The sequence below is a fragment of the Allomuricauda sp. ANG21 genome, from assembly GCF_040705235.1.
GTDB lineage: Bacteria > Bacteroidota > Bacteroidia > Flavobacteriales > Flavobacteriaceae > Flagellimonas > Flagellimonas marina.
Window position 1 is genome coordinate 640,832 of record NZ_JBFCVT010000002.1, and the last position, 17,588, is coordinate 658,419.

Annotated in this window: 15 protein-coding genes; 3 read left to right on the plus strand and 12 right to left on the minus strand. The window is 42.8% G+C overall.

Features of this window, described 5'->3' with window-relative positions; all coding sequences use genetic code 11:
- Positions 1-7 precede the first annotated feature (7 nt).
- The 4 genes from AB1A65_RS05225 to AB1A65_RS05240 form a co-directional block, all read right to left on the minus strand.
- On the minus strand, positions 8-1,339 hold the full coding sequence (locus AB1A65_RS05225; RefSeq protein ID WP_366586341.1) for a TolC family protein: 1,332 nt from the start codon (positions 1,337-1,339) through the stop codon (positions 8-10).
- A complete protein-coding gene (locus tag AB1A65_RS05230; protein ID WP_366586344.1) occupies positions 1,340-1,945 on the minus strand; it encodes a TetR/AcrR family transcriptional regulator in 606 nt (201 codons plus the stop codon).
- 221 nt (positions 1,946-2,166) lie between these two features.
- Positions 2,167-2,595 (minus strand): hypothetical protein, encoded by a 429-nt coding sequence (locus AB1A65_RS05235; protein WP_366586347.1) that lies wholly within the window; start codon positions 2,593-2,595, stop codon positions 2,167-2,169.
- A 2-nt stretch (positions 2,596-2,597) separates the two neighbouring features.
- Positions 2,598-3,143 carry an RNA polymerase sigma factor gene (locus AB1A65_RS05240; RefSeq protein ID WP_366586349.1) on the minus strand — a complete coding sequence of 182 codons (546 nt, stop codon included), beginning with the start codon at positions 3,141-3,143 and terminating at the stop codon, positions 2,598-2,600.
- Positions 3,144-3,315: 172 nt separating this feature from the next.
- Between AB1A65_RS05240 and AB1A65_RS05245 the strand changes: the two genes are divergently transcribed.
- Positions 3,316-4,299, plus strand: a complete 984-nt coding sequence (locus AB1A65_RS05245; protein WP_366586352.1) for a polyprenyl synthetase family protein — start codon at positions 3,316-3,318, stop codon at positions 4,297-4,299.
- On the opposite strand, the gene AB1A65_RS05250 is transcribed toward AB1A65_RS05245, so the two are convergent.
- The 6 genes from AB1A65_RS05250 to AB1A65_RS05275 form a co-directional block, all read right to left on the minus strand.
- Positions 4,296-5,438, minus strand: coding sequence for a lycopene cyclase family protein (locus AB1A65_RS05250; protein ID WP_366586355.1), 1,143 nt, complete (start codon positions 5,436-5,438; stop codon positions 4,296-4,298). The genes AB1A65_RS05245 and AB1A65_RS05250 overlap by 4 nt on opposite strands.
- Positions 5,439-5,503: 65 nt before the next feature.
- Positions 5,504-5,974, minus strand: coding sequence for a hemerythrin domain-containing protein (locus AB1A65_RS05255; protein ID WP_366586358.1), 471 nt, complete (start codon positions 5,972-5,974; stop codon positions 5,504-5,506).
- Between the two features lie 160 nt (positions 5,975-6,134).
- A complete protein-coding gene (locus AB1A65_RS05260; protein WP_366586360.1) occupies positions 6,135-7,739 on the minus strand; it encodes a solute:sodium symporter family transporter in 1,605 nt (534 codons plus the stop codon).
- Entirely contained in the window at positions 7,740-8,606 is an 867-nt protein-coding gene (locus AB1A65_RS05265; protein ID WP_366586363.1) for an inositol oxygenase family protein, read from the minus strand. It lies immediately after the preceding gene.
- Between the two features lie 85 nt (positions 8,607-8,691).
- Positions 8,692-9,186: a DinB family protein gene (locus AB1A65_RS05270; protein ID WP_366586366.1), complete on the minus strand. Its 495-nt coding sequence runs from the start codon at positions 9,184-9,186 to the stop codon at positions 8,692-8,694.
- 49 nt (positions 9,187-9,235) lie between these two features.
- The gene (locus AB1A65_RS05275; protein ID WP_366586368.1) at positions 9,236-11,509 is read right to left on the minus strand and encodes a TonB-dependent receptor; all 2,274 of its coding nucleotides are present in this window, start codon (positions 11,507-11,509) and stop codon (positions 9,236-9,238) included.
- Positions 11,510-11,583: 74 nt separating this feature from the next.
- On the opposite strand from AB1A65_RS05275, the gene AB1A65_RS05280 reads away from it, so the two are divergent.
- Both AB1A65_RS05280 and AB1A65_RS05285 read left to right on the plus strand, forming a co-directional pair.
- Complete coding sequence (locus AB1A65_RS05280) at positions 11,584-12,240, plus strand: metal-dependent transcriptional regulator (RefSeq protein ID WP_366586371.1); 657 nt, start codon at positions 11,584-11,586, stop codon at positions 12,238-12,240.
- Positions 12,240-13,061, plus strand: coding sequence for a ZIP family metal transporter (locus tag AB1A65_RS05285; RefSeq protein ID WP_366586374.1), 822 nt, complete (start codon positions 12,240-12,242; stop codon positions 13,059-13,061). The genes AB1A65_RS05280 and AB1A65_RS05285 overlap by 1 nt, the downstream gene beginning before the upstream one ends.
- Here AB1A65_RS05285 and AB1A65_RS05290 read toward each other — a convergent pair.
- Both AB1A65_RS05290 and AB1A65_RS05295 read right to left on the minus strand, forming a co-directional pair.
- Positions 13,058-16,180, minus strand: coding sequence for a glycosyl hydrolase (locus tag AB1A65_RS05290; protein WP_366586377.1), 3,123 nt, complete (start codon positions 16,178-16,180; stop codon positions 13,058-13,060). The two genes, AB1A65_RS05285 and AB1A65_RS05290, sit on opposite strands and share 4 nt — an antisense overlap.
- 164 nt (positions 16,181-16,344) lie before the next feature.
- Positions 16,345-17,517 carry a hypothetical protein gene (locus tag AB1A65_RS05295; protein WP_366586379.1) on the minus strand — a complete coding sequence of 391 codons (1,173 nt, stop codon included), beginning with the start codon at positions 17,515-17,517 and terminating at the stop codon, positions 16,345-16,347.
- Positions 17,518-17,588 lie beyond the last annotated feature (71 nt).

A 17,588-nucleotide genomic window follows, 5' to 3' on the forward strand; every position in this document is an offset into this window, starting at 1 on the left:
GTTGTTGTTATTGATTTAGTATAGTTTCCAGTTCGGTTTTCTTGTTGATGACATCAACCATGGATTGTAAATATTCTTGTTGACTGGTGTAGAGCTGGGTTTGTGCTTGTCGTAGCTCAAAGCTGGTGGCCAGACCTTCAGTATATTTAATTTGATTTTTGGTTTCAATACGTTCAGCCAGTTCAAGGTTCTCTTTTGAGGTGCCATACTGCTCAACGGCAAGAATGTAATCGCTTTTGGCACTTTCCAACTGAAGCCGTATTTGTTCCTGCGCCTCCGTAAGTTGGGTTTTTGCCTTTTCAAGGGCAATTTTGGCCCGTTGGGTGCTGGCGCTTCGTCCCAACGAACTAAAAATAGGGATGTTAAGATCAACGCCTAAAACGGAGGAACCAAACCATTGCTGTCCGCTACTCAAGAAATTGAATCGGTCACTAAAAGAGTTGCCACCGTAGTTCACAAATGCATTGAGGGTGGGCAAGGCCCGACTTTTGGCAAGTTTCAATTCAAGAAATCGCTGTTCGTTGAGGTTGACCGCCATTTTATAGTCCACATTGCTTTCAATATTGAAATCAGTATCCAATAGGCCCAAATCAATTTGTTTTTGGGTAAGGATATCGAGGTCTTCAGTCAAAACCGTTGGGGTTTCGGTGGGAAGGCCCAAAACCAAATTGAGCATTTGTAGCGTAATCTTTTCCAAACGTTGGGCATTTTTCAACTGGTTATCTACAGAGGAAAGCGTAATCTGCAATTGGTCCACGCTTTCTTCATCACCCAGTCCGTTTTCATAGATGCGTTTGGTCTCATACAGGTTTTTCTCCAAGGTTGCTTTGTTCTTTTCAGAAATCAAGACACTTTCTTGTGCCAATAGCACATTGCCATAGGCTTCCACCACGGCCTTTCTCACATCAAGGTCTGTTTTTTCCTTGTTGTTCTGACTGTAGTCTAAAAATGTTTTGGTGGCTTGGACCCCCACAATGTATGACCCGTCAAAGATTTGTTGGGTTAACGTGGCCGAAGCCGCCATGGATTGGGGCTGCCCAAAGACTACTTCTTGGAAGGTTCCAGGTTCGCCGCCAAAAAACTCGGCTGGAATCTGTGATACAGGCTGCTTTAACTGGTTTTGATAACTAACGGCTCCAGAAATTTGGGGAAGTCCGGTCGCAATGGTCTCCCATTTCTGTTTTTGTGCATCCACGATGTCCCGCGAGGCGTTCATGGCACTGTAATTATGTTCCAGCGCGTATTGAATGGCTTCATCCAAACTGAAACTTGGAATGGTGTCCTGTGCTGATGCAAGCCACGGTACTAAAACGAATAGGCTGATTAGGGTTGTTCGCATTTATTCTTGATTTGAATTGATGATTGAGTTTAGTATTTTTCTTCCTTTTGGGGTTACAATGCCCCTGAGGTGATACTCTAGATAATAATCCATTAGCTGTGGCATGGAGAAAATCTGAACGGGGAAAAGTTCATTGTCCTTAATGCAACTCACCCCCGAAAAATAAATTCGAGATATGAATTCCACGTTGAGATTATCGCGGTAAATGCCCATTTCCATGCCGCGATTGACATTGTCCTTGACGCACTCAAGCATTACCTCATACTGCCGTTGCTTTAAGGTGCGGCTAATTTTAGGATAGTATTTCTGCAGTTGGTATTGGGGGGATGATTTTTCGTCCTTTAAATGCAGCATTACAAATTTTTTGATCTCATAGAGTTCTTCAATTGGATTTTTTTGCTGTGCTATAATCTCATTGATGCCACCTGAAATAACACAGTACAGATTTGAAGTGCTTTCTTCCACCAGTTCTGTCTTATTCTGAAAATGGGAATAGATCGTCTTTTTTGAAATCCCCATCTCATTGGCCAAATCGTCCATGGTCACGCTCTTAAAACCTAAGTTTAAGAACAACTCCGTTGCCTTTTGTATAATCTTCTCCCTCATAATGAGCGGCAAAAGTAACTCAGGAAACTTTAAAAACAAAAATAGTTTCCAAGGTTTTACAATTATTTAACGAAGTCAAAAACTTTTACTTTCAATGGGACCAACCAACGATATATTGACGAGAATGGAAATCTTTTTTGGACTGAATCGTGGTTTTTGATCGTAAACTCCAAAAAAAGGATTTGTACTGACGCTTGTAGCGTTCTTGAATGATGTTCTTTTTACTCGGTATCATGATTGTCGTTTTTGATTCGTTCTACGTAATTCTTATAAGCTTCTTCACCTTCTTCTTTCCAAAATTGGTCGTAGTGTTTCCACTCTTCAAAGTCTCTTCGCATAGTGCTACACCTATGGACCGTTTTAAACTTCTTTTTGTGACGGGATTTGCCACTATTTTTTCCACTGCCCCCGCCACCAAAACCAAATAAAAGCTTGGCAATTACAAAGATGCCCAGAGCTTGCCAGTAGGTTATGGTGGATAATCCGAACAAATCGGGCATGAGCCAGTTCCATAACCACATGAGCACATAATTGGCTAGCAGAAAAACTGCGATTCCAAAGATGACCATGGCAATTATCTTGACCACCTTTTTTACAAAGTGCTCCATTTTTCGCTCCATTTTTTTCTCAAAGTCTTTTGAATGTTCCATAATTACATGTTTTTAAACTCTTTTATATTTTCTAGATTTTTTAATAACAATGACATGGCACGATGCCTTCGCGACATCAATGTGCCTGTGGATATACCGGTTCTTATGGCTATCTCTTTATAGGTATATCCTTCGAAGTCGATGGCGATGATGATGTCCCTATAAACCGGTTTTAGTTCGGTTACCGCATTTTTCAATGCCTGCTCCATTTCTGGAGAGTATGAATTATCGGCGTCTCCATAAAAGAGCTCGGCAAAGTCTTGCCATTGACGATCAATGTCGTCACTGGAGTATTTGCGCTCTTTTCTGCCACGCATAATATCAATGATTCGGTTTCGTATGGCGCTGTACACAAAACCGCCAACATTGTTGATGGGCAAAATGTCATCCGCCTTTGAGAACACTCGTAACGCAACATCTTGCACAATGTCTTCAGCATCGCGCTCTGAGGTATCCTGAATTTTGGACTGCACATAAGACCTCAATGAATAGTACTCTTCATTGAAAAATGTGGTCAGGTTATTTCTGTTCTCTGTTTTGGCGGCCATTCAAATAAGGACTGGTTGTGTGCTTCATCTGTAAAGACGAAGTATTTCAAATCTATTGCATTTTTGACGCAACTTTTTTTAGGATGTACTATGCATGTCTTGGATGCTTTTGTTTTTCAGGGATTTATGGGATAATACTATTTTTCGGGTTTTTGAATGTATTTTTGATTCCATGGCAGACAAAAATAGCATTGGGCAATACAGGGATTTCTTTGTTTCATACCTAGAATCGAGGACCAATTTTGGTGAACCTCAAAATCTATATCAACCTATTACGTACATATTGGGACTGGGAGGTAAGCGAATGCGACCCATACTTACTTTAATGACTGCCGAGCTTTTTGGAGCAAACCCAAAAATCGCTATGGATGCCGCTCTGGCCATTGAGATGTTCCATAATTTTTCGTTGGTACATGATGATATTATGGATGATGCCCCGTTGCGAAGAGGTAAGACCACGGTTCATGAAAAATGGGATTTGAACACAGGAATCCTCTCTGGGGATGCCATGCTGATTTTGGCCTACCAGTTTTTTGAAAGCTACCCACCAGATGTATTTAAAAAACTGACCACCCTTTTTAGCAAAACGGCCATTGAGGTTTGTGAGGGCCAACAGTACGATGTTGACTTTGAAACTCGCGATGATGTTACCATCCCAGAATATCTAAAAATGATTGAGTACAAAACCTCGGTTTTAGTGGCAGCCGCTATGAAAATGGGGGCCATTGTGGCGAATGCGTCGGATTCAGATTCAGATGCTATCTACGAGTTTGGGCGAAATTTAGGTATCGCTTTTCAGCTACAGGACGATTATTTAGATGCTTTTGGAGACCCTAAGACTTTTGGGAAACAGGTTGGAGGCGATATCATGGTCAACAAAAAGACGTTTTTGTACTTGAAGTCGCTAGAAAATGCATCTCAGGAAAACCGTGAAGGGCTGTTGCATCTGTATTCCATTAAACCCGAAAATTCTACTGCCAAAGTGGAAACCGTAAAGTCAATTTTTGAAGAAAGTGGTGCGGTTGATGAAACCAAGGCTGAGATCAAAAAGTATACAGAAAAAGCATTTGCCACTTTGGACCAAATGAATCTTCCCGAAGCGAATAAGCAGGCTTTACTTCAATTTGGAAAAAGTCTAATGCAGCGCAACGTTTAAAATAGTCTTTTCCATAAAGCTTTCAAGAAAGGTTTGGGTGGCGGCGCAGATATAATTTTCACTTCATCCCATAGGCTGGATTCATTTCCCAAAAACTTTAAAATCAGGGAAGCTTTTCTTTTTTGGAATAGCGATTCAAAGATGGATTGTCCCAAGTGATTGTCTTTATAAAGAATATCTAACAGAAGCATATCGTAAAACCGAAAGCGACTCTTCTTATAAAACTGGGTAAGTGGTCTGTTTTGTTTTAGATGTTTAACCAAATGTTTTATCTGTTGACTGGTATGATAAAAGGTGAAGCCGGTGCTCGGTTTGGCCCACCCTCCAGCGACCCCAATATAAAATAACCGCTCCGTATTGTGTTGATGGAATGGATAGCAGGTCATGGGTATGGTGCCAAACTCTGTTTCCTGGATAGTGTAGGGAGTGCCGTTGTATTTTTCTTTAATGTATGTTTTGATGGCTTGTTCATAGTCACTTTTTTCCAAAAGAAGTTCTGAAAACAACGTGTACTCCACTAAGGCTTCATTTTCAGAAAATGGAAGCACATACATAAAGCGTGTATTGCCTTTTTGTGGTACAGAGAAGTCCATGAAGGTGGCCTCAGAAGAATCAAATACCGACCGTTCGGTTTTTATTTGCCATCCTAGGAAGTGTTGTTGTAAAACAGGGAATTTATCTTGTTTTAAAGGGATGGAAGGGTCATACAAGCTAGAAAATACCGTTTGTCCTGTAAATTTTTGGAATGCTGTACTCACCAAAACTTTATTTTTTCTTTCCTCAATTTGGGTAACCTCCACTTGAATCCAAGTAATGTTTGGATACGCCTTTACCTTTGGTAAATAGTGATTGTAAAAATCAATGCCCCGAAGCATTTTATACGTATATGGGGCAATGGAAGTAGATTTGTCCAATTTTTGCCCAGCAACGTAAATCGACTCCCAGGTTTTGTAGGCTAAATCATCAAAATCACCTATACCTTTTTCCCAAAAACACCATGTACGGTCATTTTTGGATTTGTCATCTTTATCCAGTATCAAAATAGTCTTGGAGGCAAAGAATTCATCCTTCCCTAAGGCATCGGCCAATAATAACCCAGCAGCACCGCCACCTAAAATGATATAGTCGTAATGGGACATAAATCAAAAATAAGCAAAGCAAGCTTAGGAAAAGGAAAACCGCTTTGCTACTGGAATTTTAGAGTTTACTCTTCTTTTCCTGGGATGGAGTCCGGCCATGTTTTACGATATTTCTCCATGGTGGCCTCGTAACTTGTCGCTAAAGAATCCGCTTCTTTTTCAGAATACAAATCTTTGGCCTTAACAAAGAAATCTTCTTCTTCGTCCTCCAAATGATGTTCTACCTTGTTCGCCAACTTTTTTAAGGTTGCTAGCCAATGGGGAGAACTCATATCAGTGTTGGTAAGCTCCTCGATTAGTTCATCCATTTCATGATGTTCGGCCATACCATGTCGTGCATCTTCCTGCATTTCGTCGGAGTCTATCAATGGGGAGTAAAAATAGCGCTCCTCGGCAAGGGCATGTACTTCCAGTTCTTTTTTAAGGGCTATCCAGAGTTTTTTTCTTTCCTTGGAGTCTCCCGAAGTATCTTTTAGCCTACTACATAAATCTCTTTGAATATCATGGTCCTTTTTAATAGCCTCGTAAATTTTCATTTTAGCTCGTTTTTTTAAGTTTAAAATGAATTTAAGCGTAAGATCTAAAAATGATTAACCCAAATGATCAAATTTTTGGCGGAAACGTATTGACAGTAAGGTATTGTCTAAATCTAACTTAACACTTTTAGAAACGAAAAGAAATAGGCGAGATACTAAGTTAACCCACTTGCCCCAAAAGCACATATACGGCCAAAGTGGCCAATACCAGAATCAGACTGAAACCTTTAGCATATTTCCACTGGGTAACATCAACCACCCCAACATCTGTGATACTAAAATTATTAACTCGTGGAGACCAGTGCGATACCAGTAGCATCACAAGAATATTCAAGACAAACTCAATGCCCCAAAGATGCACGTAGTGCACATTTACCTGCAAGATAAAATTGGTAACCACATAGAAAATCAACCCAAACAACAACCCTACTTTGGCTCCTTTAGCAGAAACCTTGGGCAAAAAGAAACCAGCAAGAATCACGGTGGCCATCGGAATAAAGAAGATACCATTTAGCTGTTGCAATAATTGGTATAGTCCTCGTGGGGCATGGGCAATGAACGGGGCAATGCCAATGGCAAAAATTGCCAGTAGGGCCGATGTGGCCTTACCCATGTGAACCAACCGCTTTTCACTGGCGTTTTTGTTCACATATCTTTTGTAGATGCCCAAACTAAAAATGGTGGCCGCACTGTTCAAAGCACTGTTGAACGTACTTAATATGGCACCCATTAAAACGGCTACAAAAAAGCCTGTCATCCAGAAGGGCAGGACCTTTTTTACCAAGCTTGGATAGACCAACTCCTTTTGGTCGTAAAACGTGTCGTTAAAATAGTAATAAGCAATGATGCCTGGGAGGACAATGATGAGCGGCACCAAGATTTTCAGCAGACCGGTGTAAAGCAATCCTTTTTGGGCTTCTTTTAAGTTGACGGCACCCAAAGCCCGCTGGATAATGGATTGGTGCATCGTCCAAAAATAGAGCTGGTTGATGATCAATCCAGTGAACAATACTCCAAACGGCATTATGGCATCTCGGGAACCTTCGCCTACTGAAACTTCATTGCTGATGACATTGAATTTTTCCGGGGCTTTTTCAAAGACCAGTCGTAATCCTTCAAAAATATGTCCATCCCCAATGCTCCAAAGCGCCATAACAGGAATGGAGATGCCGGCAATCAGAAGTCCAAAACCATTGATCGTATCGGTATACGCTACCATCTTTAATCCACCGAAAATGGCATAGATCGCACCAATACAGCCCACGGTAACCACGGTTAGCCAAAGCCCTTCGTTTTGGGTGATGCCCAATAGCCCAGAAATGTCAAAAATCTGCTCAATACTAATTGCTCCTGAATATAGCACAATAGGCAACAGCGTGGAAACAAAGGAAATAATCAACAAAAATGCAATCATGGTTCGGGTTAGGCCATCAAAACGTTTCTCTAAAAATTCAGGGATGGTGGTCAGTCCCATTTTCAGATAGCGAGGGGCAAAATACAGGGCGGCAGCTACCAATGCCAAGGCCGATGTGACCTCCCAAGCAATGATAATTCCACCATGCTTATACGCATCACCATTCATGCCCACCAAATGTTCGGTGGAAATGTTGGTCAATAGCAAGGATCCTGCAATGACGATTCCAGTTAGGCTGCGCCCACCTAAAAAATACCCATCTTGGGTGGAAAGCTTATCCTTTCTGAGTTTCCAGCTGGAGTAGGCAGCTACAAAGGCCGTAAAAACAAAAAAACTGATGAATTGTACCATCTAAAACCGAATCGTATCGGGCAGATATTTAGCGGCCAAATCCTCATAATAGGGGCGTAGTTCATTTACGTTGGGTTTTACCGGTGCCTTGGTGTACAAGTCATACGGATTGAATTTATTCACCCACTTGAACATTTCATGATCATGTTTGTCCATCAAATGATCATAAGCATGTTCCCTATGTTGGGCATAAAAGCTGTGATAACGAATCATATAAAGCCCCTCCTCGGGCAGATAATCCTTCATTACGTGGTACAGGTATTCATCGTGTCCCCAAGACATATGCACATTGCGTAAACCGCAATTTTCTTTGTACACACCCAACCTGGTGTTGTATTGCTCGTTGTTGATATCAGGATTGGAAGTAAAGAATTCGGGATAGACAATTTTGTCCGAAAATTGACAGCCCACCGGGAAGGTGTCTCCTACCACGGCCCATTGTGGCTCACCGAACAGACAGAGTACTTTACCCAAATCGTGAAGGAATCCTGTGAGGACAAACCAATCCGGTTGCCCATCCGCACGAATGGCCTCAGAGGTTTGCAAAAGGTGTTGGGTCTGGTCCAAGTCAATATCTGGATCGGAATCGTCTACCAAAGTATTAAGATATTCCACGGCATCCCAGAGTCCCATTTCTTTGCGATTTAGCGAAAGGAACTCCTTTTCCTTTTCAACGACAAAATCATAGGTCTGATAAGTATGGTTCATCCGATAGAATTCCTTTACCGTGTCTCGGACGGGGTTGTCGTAGTTTCGGAACTCTTCTTTGGATTTATTGGGTTTTTCAGGATAACGCTCCAACAAATCGTCTTCCCAAAGCTCCATCATATCATGGGCTTCTTTCTTTTGTTTTGGGTTTAGCTTCATCTTTTGCAAATTAAGGGTGTGCGACCTATTACCTTAAAAGTAACTTTTTTTTGGTTTAAAAGCTAAAGGGACAGCACTTTGGCACCTATACGATATCTTTTGCATGACGAACCCACCTTGGAGCATCGTCAATTTCTTGTCGAAGCAAAAGATTGAGCTGAGCTGCATGGTGCTGAACATGGCGCATGTTGTAAAGTAAAATTTCAACTACATTGTAATCCATGGTTTTTGATTGGTTGATCCAATGTTGTTGAACAGATTCTTGGTTTAACCCATGGATGAGTGTCTTGCATTTTTCCCTACAATACCTCAAATATTCAAGAATTTCTGACTTTGAATAGGTACGAGAGGGCATTCTGTCCTCAAATTCAGATTCGTCAAACGGAGGGGGAGGAGCAAAATTCACTGGGTTTGGAGTGAGATAGTAATCCAAAAAGAAGATACAATGGTAGGCATTGTACCAAAACTTTTTTTCATTGTCCCATACATTTTCTGGACATAGGGAAATGGCATTGTGCAACATATCAATACTTGCTCCAAATTGACTCCATAGAATGGATTTAAGCTGATTTATTTTCATTGGATGGATTTTGAAAGAGTCTTACCAAGATAACCAAACTTTTAGCATCTTAGAAGATGGTGTATCGCAATCCAAAAAACCCACGAATACCTTGGTTGGGCCCATACACATAAGCAGGGTCAAACGTAAGGGCGTAAGGGTTGTTGGGTGTGGCTACTGCATTGCCATTGTTGTCGAAAGTAACTTCTCTATCAAAAGGATCATTGGCACGGGCAATAATAAAAGGGTTACCACGATTAGGGGTCCAATCCAACAGGTTTTTAATCCCGCCGTATACTTCAAAATTGTCCAACCCTTTATAAGTGAACTGAATGTTTTGGATGCTCCAAGTAGGGGAATATTCTCGTCGGGGATCCAATTCGCCCAACAGGGGCAAGCGCATGGGGCCATACAAGTTTCCCGTGTAATCAATGGTTAAGTCAATCGGTCGGAAGCTATAGGTAAGTCCCCAGGTTGCGGTGATGCTTTCCGTAAGGATTTGTTGTTGTGTTACCCCATCCTCAGTACTGCTAACATCTTGCCATGTAGCACCGGCCATAACCTTGAATCCGTTGGGAAAAGCGATATCCAAATTGGCACTGATACCTTGTGAAACTGACTTTCCATTCAGATTATCATAAATGATTTGGTTGGGGTTGGTATCGTAATCCGGTAGGATAACATTGGAGAAATGCGTATAGAACGCAGAGGCATCCAAACCAATAAAAGTTCCATTGTCGCTATAGATTTTCTTCAAATAGTTGAGGTTGACATTTACGGAGCGCTCTGGTTTCAGTTCTTCTGCGATAATAACCTCTCGTGCACCTGTGAGAGCAGCATGGTCTTCAGTAAACAAGTTCACAACTCGAAAACCTGTTCCAAAATTCACCCGAAAGATGTCGTTGTCGGACACTTTCCACTTGTAGGCCGCCCGTGGTGTAAAAATATTTCCGTGACGCTTATCATAATCATAACGGAGCCCTGCCAAAAAAGAATGCTTTGGAGCAAATTTTATTTCATCCTGTGCAAATACACTCGGAATCCAGATGTTATCGGCTTCGGTGGTAGCAGGAGTGTTATCATCATAATAATTGTATCGTACTGCACTCCCGAACAACAAATCGTGAACACCGGCTTTTTTGTCCCATGTCAATTGTGCAAAGCCTATGCGTTGGTCCGCCAAATATTCGGTGTCACCATAAACCGAGTTTTGATTGTGGTCGTTATATGAAAATGAAAGAAGGACTTTTTCTTCAAATGGCAATTGATATTTTCCAAGTACTTCCCATCGTCGAGTGTAGATACTTTCCCCATAGATTTCATCCCCACCACGAAATTCTGGGGTCCATTGCATTTCACCACCCCATCGGTCTTCGTAGAAAAAACGCCCTGCCAAAGAGAACAACCGGCTATTCTCTCGTTTAAAATCCCACTTTTGAAAGATGGAAATTCGATCTTGAAGAGTGACATCGGTAAAGTTATCGCCGTTGTTGTCGATAGGATTGTCATAATTAAAATAATTGACCCCCAACAGGAGGTTTGTTTTTTTTCCGATATCGATTTTGCTTCCAATATCCAAATTGTACTCACCCCACCCTGTGGCAAAGGCATCGGCAAAAAATTCCGGTGCGCTCAGTGCATTTTTGGTGATAATATTGATGAGGCCACCCACGGCCTCGCTACCATAAAGCGAGGAAGCTGGGCCTTTTACAATTTCAATTTGTTCAATAAGAGAGTTTGGGATGCCCGTAAGGCCATACACCGTACCTAGGCCACTTACAATGGGCATGCCATCAATGAGGACCAAGGTGTAAGGACCTTCCAGGCCATTGATATGGATATCCCCTGTATTGCACACATTGCAATTGATTTGGGGTCTCACCCCGTTCACATTTTGGAGCGCATCAAACACGCTGGCTGTTGGATTCTTTTTCAAAAAGGTGGGGGAGTAGACCTCTACTGGCACAGGACTTTCCAGCCTACTTACCGGCTTTAAGGTACCTGTAACCACGGTTTCATCCAAACTTTGGGCCGAAGGTTCCAGCGATATGTTGATGGTTTTGGACTCATTGGCTTGCACGCTGATTTTTGTTTGATAGGGCAAGTATCCCAATGAGGTCACCAATAACGTATAATCACCAGGTTGAATATTGGTCAATTCAAATAAACCATCAATATCCGTTGCTGTTCCCATTTCGGTTCCCTTTAGAAGCACATTGGCCAAGGGTAGAGCTTCACCATTTTCAGTTACCTTTCCGCTAATGGAAGCCAATTGGGCAAAGCAATTGCTGTTAGACGCCGCTAGGCATAGAATGAAGATATATTTACAAATTGATTTCAACATGTATAAAATTAAATTTAGACAAAACTAAAAATTGGTTTTGACAAATAAAAATGTATTTTTGAAAAAATTTTTTCATGACCCGTTCCGAAGAGAACTATTTGAAAACCATTTTTCATTTAGGAGGCAATGATTCCGCTCCCATAACCACCAATGCCATTGCGGAGCAAATGGAAACCAAACCGTCTTCCGTGACCGATATGGCCAAGAAACTGGCTGAAAAGGGGTTGGTAAATCATAAAAAGTATCAGGGAGTTTCCCTTACCGAATTAGGTACAAAGACAGCTTTGGGAATCATCCGAAAACATCGGTTGTGGGAAGTTTTTTTGGTGAAGAAATTAGATTTTTCTTGGGATGAGGTCCATGAAGTGGCCGAGCAGTTGGAACACATTAAAAGTGAAAAATTGATAGATAAGATTGATGCCCTTTTGGATTTTCCCAAGTATGATCCCCATGGAGATCCTATCCCAACCAAAGATGGAAAGTTTCAAGAACGGGACGAACAATTACTCAGTGATATGAGCATCAATTCCAAAGGAGTTTGTGTGGGTGTTAAGGATTCCTCGGCCCCCTTTTTAAAGTTTTTGGATAAAAACGGTATTGCCTTGGGCAAGACCATAAAGATTTTGGACATAGAGGATTTTGACCAATCGCTTCATATTGAAATGGAGGGGAATGAACTTCGCATTTCCCATCAAATCGCATCTAACTTATTTGTAAAAAGAAACGACTGATGGAACAAGTAATACACTATTTTCAAGAAATAGATCCCATTTTGGCAGCTTTGTATGCCACACTGTTTACATGGGGATTGACCGCTGCTGGGGCAGGGTTGGTGTTTCTGTTCAAAAGCCCTAATCGGGCCTTGATGGATGGAATGTTGGGTTTTACCGGAGGAGTAATGGTCGCCGCGAGTTTTTGGAGTCTGTTGGCGCCTGGAATCGAAATGAGCCCTGGTGACGGTTTTGTTAAGGTAATTCCAGCAGCTGTCGGCTTCTTATTGGGAGCAGGCTTTATTTTTGGACTTGATAAAATTTTGCCCCATGTGCACATCAATTTTAAGATGGACGAGGCAGAAGGGGTGAAGACCCCTTGGCACCGAACCACGCTATTGGTCTTGGCCATTACGCTCCACAATATTCCGGAAGGGTTGGCCGTTGGGGTGCTTTTTGGAGGCGTAGCTTCAGGCTTTGAGGGCGCCACTATTGGCGGGGCCGTTGCGTTGGCCTTGGGTATCGGGTTGCAAAACTTTCCAGAAGGTTTTGCCGTTGCAGTTCCCATGCGCAGGCATGGCCTAAGCCGAAGAAAGAGTTGGATGTACGGCCAAGCATCTGCACTAGTGGAACCCATAGCTGGTGTTTTGGGCGCCTGGGCAGTATTGACCTTTGAGCCTATATTGCCATATGCGCTTTCCTTTGCTGCCGGGGCCATGATTTTTGTTGTGGTAGAAGAAGTGATTCCCGAAACCCAACAAGACAAATACACCGATATCGCCACAATGGGTTTTATCGGTGGATTTATCATTATGATGATTTTAGATGTTGGCTTGGGCTAGTCCACAATAATTTTAGAGCCATTGGCTTTCATTAAAAGTGCGTTCACCTTGGGAAGCTCTTCTTCCAAAGTGCTGTTGAGTTTGGCCATGTGGCCATCCAATTCCTTTACCAACTCATCATATACTTTGTAGGCACCATCGGTGGGCCTGGCATCCCCAGTTTCAATACTCCGTTGTAAAGCATTCAACCTATTGTTCAACTTTATGGGGAAATTCAATGGGTCTTGGCCTGATTGGTTTTTAGTTTGATACAAATCATTCTCGATTTCAGTCAAAGTTGCCATAAAATCTTCGGACAACTTTGTAAATTTTCTACTGGGAATTCCCTTACCCAAACTGTCCAGTTGCTTTCGGATTTCCCGAATTTGTATCACGGCTTCATTGGCAATGGTTGCTTTTTTGGTGATTTTGGAAGCCAGTTCAAACTGCTTTTGAAGGTCTTCGGCGGTAACCCCTTCTAAATTGGGATCTAAGGTAATCTTAAACGGAGCGGTTTGCACAACCTCATCTCCTATCTTCATCTGTAGGGTATAGGTGCCCAACGGTGCTTTGGGGCCTCTATCTGCCTTGGCGCCCCAAATAATGATGCCATCAAAAGTTGTTGGGCCCGGATAGCGAAGGTTCCATGTAAAACTGTTCAATCCTTTCGCCGTGGTCGGTTTGGTACTATCGTTTCCGCCCCACCAAGAGGATTCGGCTTTCTCTTCATATTTAGGCTGATTGCCCCCAAATGAATCAATGAGGTTACCATTGGCATCCAAAATCTCAAAGGTAATGGTGTCCACTTGTTCCTGAAGATGGTATTGAAAAGTGGCATCATAAATTCCACGGATGGCATCGGTTGGCTTGAACAAGGCGTATTTCTTGTTCCGCAGCTCTTCGGAATATTCTCTAAAAGGCTGAATGTCGTCCAAAATCCAAAATCCCCTTCCGTGGGATCCCAATACCACATCATTGTCCTTAATCACAAGATCTCGGATGGGGGTATCCGGTAAATTCAATTGAAGGGATTGCCATTGGCCCCCGGCATTAATGGAAAAATAAACCCCATGTTCCGTCGCCAAAAAGAGCAATCCCTCTCTTTGGTGATCTTCACGAATGGCACGGGCAAAGTGTCCCGGTGCTATTCCATCAATGATTTTGGTCCAAGTTTTTCCGTAATCATGTGTTTTAAAAACATAAGGCTCGCGGTCATCTACCTGATATCGGTTGGCGGCCACGTACAAGGTACCTGGGTTGTGAACCGACTCTTCAATGATACTCACCCTTGAATACTTTGGAAGATTTGTAGGAGTGATGTCCGTCCAATTTTTTCCCCCGTCACGGGTGATATGGATTTTTCCATCATCCGATCCTGCCCAAATGGTATTGATATCGTGATTTGAAGGAGCCAATGCAAAAACAGTAGCGTATATTTCTGGCCCGTTCATATCGTTGGTGATCACCCCTCCCGTTTTGCCTAAGGTCTCGGGGTCTGCATAGGTGAGATCTGGACTAATTTTCTCCCACGTCTGACCATCATTGGTGGTTTTCCAAACATGTTGGGAGCAGGTGTACATCACATTCGGGTCCTTAGGCGCGAACATTATGGGGAAGGTCCATTGCCAACGTTCTGGAAGGGCACTTGCAGGTTCCCCAGAGAAAAACCGAGGGTATACTTGAATATCCCGGATCTGGCCATTGCTCCGGTCATAGCGGGTGAGCAAAGCACCTTGGCTCCCAGCGTAAAAAATATCTGGATCGGTAGGGCTTTGGGTAATCCAACCGCTTTCACCGCCACCCACAGCGTAATACCAATCGGGGCTAGGCCCTCTGGCCTGCATAAAATCCCATCCATCGCTTGGTATGGCCAAGGTGGAATTATCTTGTTGGGCGCCCACTACGTGATAAGGTACATCACTTGTGGCCATCACATGATAAAATTGCGAAGTAGGATAGTCTTCCGCTGTCCATGTTTTTCCGCCATTGATGCTTACGGTTCCACCCCCATCGTTGGAACTGACCATTCTATCTGGATTATTGGGGTCAATCCACAGATCATGATTGTCTCCATGAGGGACTTCAATTTCCACATCAAACGTTTTTCCGCCATCTGTGGATTTATAGAAATCCACATTCAATCCATAGACCACATCCTTATCCTTGGGGTCTGCGACCAATCTGGAATAATAAAAGGCCCGTTGTCTCAATTTACGCTCATTGTTGGTCAATTCCCAAGTCTTTCCTGCATCATCCGAACGGAAAACACCACCTTCATTGGCTTCAACAACGGCCCAAACCCTGTTGGAATCCACAGGGGATACGGTTACCCCAATTTTTCCGATAGGGCCTTTAGGCATTCCGGGATTTTGGGTAAGGTCGGTCCAAGTTTCACCGCCATCTGTGGATTTCCACAATTTGCATTCAGGTCCACCACCCCACATTTTCCATGCTTTTCGGTATACCTGCCAAGTGCTGGCATAGAGCACATTGGGATTATTCCGGTCAATGATCAAATCAGCAGCCCCGGTTTTATCACTGACATACAAAACCTTCTTCCACGTTTTCCCACCATCGGTACTTTTAAAAACCCCACGTTCTGGGTTGTCTCCATAAGGATGCCCAAGAGCGGCTACATAAACAATATTTTCGTTGGTCGGGTCCACACGAACTCGGGCAATGGCCTGTGTTTCTTCAAGTCCCAAATGGGTCCAGGTTTTTCCACCATCGGTGGTTTTGTAAACCCCATCGCCTTGTGTGATGCTTCCGCGCAGCTGGGTCTCACCCATACCAATATAGACCACATCGGGATTGGTCTCTGCCACGGCCACCGCACCGACGGAGGAACTTGTAATTTGCCCATCCGTAACACAAGACCATGTATTTCCGCCATCAATGGTTTTCCAGAGTCCACCTCCGGTGGCTCCAAAATAGTATTCGAAGGGTCGAGATGGACTTCCGGCACAGCCTAAAGACCGCCCTCCACGATTGGGGCCAATGTTACGCCATTCAAAACCGCTGTAAAAACTAGTGTCAACGGCTACGGTATTTTGGGCATTTTGTGTTTGGATAAGCAATAGTGAGAGCAAACAAGTAAGCATTACCTGGATCCTCGCTGAGGTGGGTTGAATTTTCATCATGTAAAATTGAGTTGAGTCGTTTGTCAAAACCCCAATTTACTGAATCTTTTTGAATCGATTACGGATAAAATCCTGTTATGATGAAAGCAATACCTGCACTGAAGATTCAATAGAAAAGCCAATGCGATTTGTACCACATTGGCCTTATTGCTATGGTGTTGATATTAGAAGATAATACCATCATTATTTTCCCATCGTGCAATCATGCCCCATCCATAAAAATAGCTGGTCAAACCAATTAAAATTTCGTTTTCACCTTCTTGCAGAGGAATTTCAATGATGGTGTTTTCAATAGTGGCTCTTCCGAGAGGCTCTTTCATGCCCGGGGTACCATAGTAGTTTTTGTCGATGTACAATGGGTTTCCATTGATAAAGACCCAAACCTCATCACTAAACCCAAAGTTCAATTTTTTCTTTTGCATCTTATCCGAGGTAATGGTGGTTTTCAACCATGCCAGCCTTCTTTCGCCTTGTTTAGTGCCCCCATATTTTTTGGTGAGGTTTACCATAGATCTTTGGCCTGCTTGCAATGGTTTCCATGTGCTGCCAAAGAGTGTGGAGTCAATGACCACTCCCGGACTTACAAATATTTGTTTCATCAAATCCTTGCCAAACGGGAAATTGATAGGTTCCGATACTAGCCAATTACGTAAATAGCGGGAATCGTTGGCAGTAGGATCGTACCCGGCAGATGAAGGTATCCCCTCAAGAGTGTTCGGTGTCACTACCATATTTGCATAAACCACGTCACCTGAAAGACCAATGCCACCAGATTTTGTCAACCCTTCCAGAGCGGGTACCCAAAGGGCCACGTTTTCCATGTCGTTGACATACGCTCTCATCTGATTTTCGGAAATTACCAATTTAACATGGTTCCATTGGTTCTCGTAAAGTTGTGCGGCAGCTTGGTAATCGTCGGTGAGGTCCCAAAGATTGACCTTGTCCACGACCGCGGCATATTGCATGTTGTTTCTACGCAGTGGCTGTGGCTTGCCAAAATAGCGTAGATAGAAGGTTTCTGAGTTTAGGGTATCCTTGTCCACATGAAATGTGATTCCAGGGAACCCACGACCTTTGAGTTCAACATCAAACTCAATGGTTCCTGTGGAAAAATCAAAGTCCTTGAGCATAAGACCTATTGGATTACCATCGGTGCTTTTTGCTGCGGAAACAGATTTGTAGGTAGTGAATTCCACATTGTCGGTCAGGGCAGACCAATATTTTTCTGTGAAGGGAAATTCTACAGGTTTGTTTTGTTTTGGGCCTTGCGCATAAAAAGTAAAACTGAAAGCCACACACAGAATTACCGATACCAGTTTGTTGATTGAATTGTTCATTTTTTAATGATTTGAATTTTACAAGTACATTTGATTTTGAGTAAAAGTAAATGGAGCGGAGTTCCATTGCC

Bases quoted from the DNA above. Each gene is read 5' to 3' on its own strand.
- AB1A65_RS05225 (WP_366586341.1), bottom strand. From the start codon at position 1,339: ATGCGAACAACCCTAATCAGCCTATTCGTTTTAGTACCGTGGCTTGCA.
- AB1A65_RS05230 (WP_366586344.1), bottom strand. From the start codon at position 1,945: ATGAGGGAGAAGATTATACAAAAGGCAACGGAGTTGTTCTTAAACTTA.
- AB1A65_RS05235 (WP_366586347.1), bottom strand. From the start codon at position 2,595: ATGGAACATTCAAAAGACTTTGAGAAAAAAATGGAGCGAAAAATGGAG.
- AB1A65_RS05240 (WP_366586349.1), bottom strand. From the start codon at position 3,143: ATGGCCGCCAAAACAGAGAACAGAAATAACCTGACCACATTTTTCAAT.
- AB1A65_RS05245 (WP_366586352.1), top strand. From the start codon at position 3,316: ATGGCAGACAAAAATAGCATTGGGCAATACAGGGATTTCTTTGTTTCA.
- AB1A65_RS05250 (WP_366586355.1), bottom strand. From the start codon at position 5,438: ATGTCCCATTACGACTATATCATTTTAGGTGGCGGTGCTGCTGGGTTA.
- AB1A65_RS05255 (WP_366586358.1), bottom strand. From the start codon at position 5,974: ATGAAAATTTACGAGGCTATTAAAAAGGACCATGATATTCAAAGAGAT.
- AB1A65_RS05260 (WP_366586360.1), bottom strand. From the start codon at position 7,739: ATGGTACAATTCATCAGTTTTTTTGTTTTTACGGCCTTTGTAGCTGCC.
- AB1A65_RS05265 (WP_366586363.1), bottom strand. From the start codon at position 8,606: ATGAAGCTAAACCCAAAACAAAAGAAAGAAGCCCATGATATGATGGAG.
- AB1A65_RS05270 (WP_366586366.1), bottom strand. From the start codon at position 9,186: ATGAAAATAAATCAGCTTAAATCCATTCTATGGAGTCAATTTGGAGCA.
- AB1A65_RS05275 (WP_366586368.1), bottom strand. From the start codon at position 11,509: ATGTTGAAATCAATTTGTAAATATATCTTCATTCTATGCCTAGCGGCG.
- AB1A65_RS05280 (WP_366586371.1), top strand. From the start codon at position 11,584: ATGACCCGTTCCGAAGAGAACTATTTGAAAACCATTTTTCATTTAGGA.
- AB1A65_RS05285 (WP_366586374.1), top strand. From the start codon at position 12,240: ATGGAACAAGTAATACACTATTTTCAAGAAATAGATCCCATTTTGGCA.
- AB1A65_RS05290 (WP_366586377.1), bottom strand. From the start codon at position 16,180: ATGATGAAAATTCAACCCACCTCAGCGAGGATCCAGGTAATGCTTACT.
- AB1A65_RS05295 (WP_366586379.1), bottom strand. From the start codon at position 17,517: ATGAACAATTCAATCAACAAACTGGTATCGGTAATTCTGTGTGTGGCT.